The sequence below is a fragment of the Agriterribacter sp. genome, from assembly GCF_035497235.1.
In the GTDB taxonomy this organism is placed as follows: domain Bacteria; phylum Bacteroidota; class Bacteroidia; order Chitinophagales; family Chitinophagaceae; genus Agriterribacter.
The window spans coordinates 1-2,801 of sequence record NZ_DATJEB010000009.1 but is presented as its reverse complement, the minus strand read 5'-3'; the positions used below and the strand labels follow the sequence as shown (position 1 = coordinate 2,801).

The 2,801-nt window shown below is 45.3% G+C and carries 2 protein-coding genes and 1 pseudogene; all 3 read left to right on the top strand.

The features are described from left to right. A pseudogene (locus VL121_RS02290) lies at positions 1-1,393 on the top strand (hypothetical protein); the annotation flags it as partial. 162 nt (positions 1,394-1,555) lie between these two features. Continuing rightward, complete coding sequence (locus tag VL121_RS02285) at positions 1,556-2,203, top strand: T9SS type A sorting domain-containing protein (RefSeq protein ID WP_325401727.1); 648 nt, start codon at positions 1,556-1,558, stop codon at positions 2,201-2,203. A 20-nt stretch (positions 2,204-2,223) separates the two neighbouring features. After that, the coding region (locus tag VL121_RS02280; RefSeq protein WP_325401726.1) for an SCO family protein at positions 2,224-2,801 on the top strand (578 nt) is incomplete at its 3' end.

Genomic DNA, 2,801 nt, shown 5'->3' with positions numbered 1-2,801 from the left:
TGTAAAACATATTGCCCGGGGCGATGAGGGCAGCGTGCTGGTGCTGACCGGGGCAGGGCTGGGAAAGATCAGTTTTACCCAAATGACACTGGAGGAGAAAGCCGCTTTTTACGACAGGCAGGTGAGACTGAGACATATACGATATGGTTTGTATTGTGATGTGGCAAACTTAGAGAACGGCAATCTGTCCACTGCCACAGTAAGACCACGCGACAGCGACAATCTCTGGACCGCCATGTACCTCGGCAGCCAGTTGTTCAGGTACCTCGTTACACATGAAGCGGAGGCGAAACAAAATTGCATCGAATCGTTTGAGGCGATGGAAAGGCTGTACACTATACATTCCGTTCCCGGTTTTTTTGCCCGCTCCTTTGAACGGCGTGGTATCATGCCTTTTAAAAATGAGTATCGCCCCTACCTGCAACACTACTGGTACCCCGGTTACCAGAACACTATTAGCTGGCGGCATGCCGTTAACCCGGAGTGGGATTGGAAAGGCGCGGCCAGCAGCGATCAAACCGTTGGACAAATGTTTGCGCTTACCTTGCTGGCCCAATACATGGATGATGAAAGGATAAGGAAAAGGGCAATAGCATTAATGGACGGGCTGATGTCGCATATTGTTGATAACAAGCTCCGACTGGTTGATTATGATGGCAGGGCTACATTATGGGGGATCTGGCACCCGGAATATGTAAACCGTTTCCCGGAAATGGTTGGTGACAGAAAAGTTTATTCCTCCAATATTGTCGCTTTTCTGCAAACCGCCTGGCATTTTACCGGCAAAGAAAAATATAAAAAGATTGCAACGGATTTGCTGTACCGGCACGGTTATCTCCAAAATTTAACGCGCCCCTTTGCGGCCATTGGCAAGGCCCCGCCCGGAGCGGATGCGTGGAGCAAAATGTTATCGGAAGAATGGAATCATTCGGATGATGAAATGTACTTCCTGGCTTACCGGGGTTTGTATCCCTATGCACTGAACGATTCGCTGAAAGAACAATACCGCGATGCCATACGCGATCACTATGAAACAAAAAAGCCTGACAGGAATGCGCTCTGGAATTTTTGCTATGCCCTGACAGGCACCCGTGATTTTAATTTGGAGGAAAGTATCTGGCATTTAAAAGAAATGCCATTGGATATGATAGAATGGTCTGTACACAACAGCCATCGCACAGATATTGTATTCATGGAAGAAAACTTCAGGGGGCAAACCACTACGGAAGTGCTGCCTCCGGATGAACGGCCGGAACAGAAACACAACCGAAATCTTTTTACATTAGACAAGCAAAATAAGGGGCATAGTGAACAGGGCGCCGGTGATACATACTTATTGCCTTACTGGATGGGCCGCTACCTGGGGGTGATCAGCGCGCCGGCGAAGCCATAAAAAGACGAAATTAAAAGCATCATAACGTTCACCCATAACCGTTTTAATAAAACTTTATATATTTTTTTATACCACCGGCACAATTTTCGCGTTTCTTCACTCCCCGTTCAGTTCATAAACAATTGAATGTTTTCCTAAGTATCAAACCCGAATAATGTTTATATGAGCCGCCTCGTCCGGAATATATGCCTTTTGTTTTTACCTGGTATCCTTTGCCTGCTTACAGGCACAGCCGGAGTAAGCCAAACCAACCCGCCGGCCCTGCATTTCAGTTCATTTGAGGCGGCTGTTTTTAATAAAAAAGCGGTTCAGCTAAAGTGGGAAATAGCGGGAGAAACAGCAGACAGTATGCATTTTATTGTGGAACGCTCTGCCGATGGCATCATTTTTCAACCGCTGCACTCATCCATTTCTTTTGCAGGCAATAGCACAACTCCTTACTATTACACGGATCATCTTTCTTTAACAGACAGCGTGTTTTACAGGATAGCGGAACAGCGCGATAAAAGCAAAGGATCCGTTTCGGAGGTTCGTAAAATTCAATTCCCCCGCAAATCCAAAGCAGAAGTGATTATTATGCCTAACCCAGTTTTTAATAATGCCGCTTTAATTATTAACGATGAAGGTCTTGGCGAAATTTCCTGCATTTTGTATGATATGAACGGGAAAAATATACGAACCTACCAGATCAGGAAAACCACGGCGTACCTGCAGCAGATATTAGACATGTACAGCGTTCCGAAAGGAGAATATGTTTTAAGCATCCGCGGGGCTTCTGTCAATGAGTCCAAAAGAATTCTAAAACAATAGAAGACCTATCTTTGCCGGATATGATGAGCAAGAAGTCTTTAGTAGCCATTATACTGGCAGGCCTGCTTCCCTTAACCTGCTATTTTTTGCTGAAATATTTTACAACGGAGGCAGTAGTAATGCCTAAGCGCTACTTTTACGATACGGTACAAAACATCACAGCCTACGGTAAAACCACGCCTGATACGGTATGGCATAAGGTAAGAAATTTTACGCTTACCAACCAGTTCGGGAGCCAGGTTTCACTTAGCGACCTGGACGGTAAAATTATAGTGGCCGATTTCTTCTTTACTTCCTGTCCCGTTGTTTGCCCCACCCTTACGCGCAATATGAAACGTTTGCAGGATGCTTTCAGCAAAACGGATACCATCGTGAGGTTCCTTTCTTTCAGCGTTGACCCCGTAAGGGATTCTGCCCAGCGATTAAAAAAATACGCAGACAAATATGGCGTCAATCATGACACCTGGTGGATGCTTACCGGCGATAAGGAGGAAATTTATGACATTGCCAAAAAGGAATTTAAAGCCAATATTGCCGATACCAACGTAGATACTAACTTCATACACACCGAATACTTTTTCATTCTGGATAAAGACAG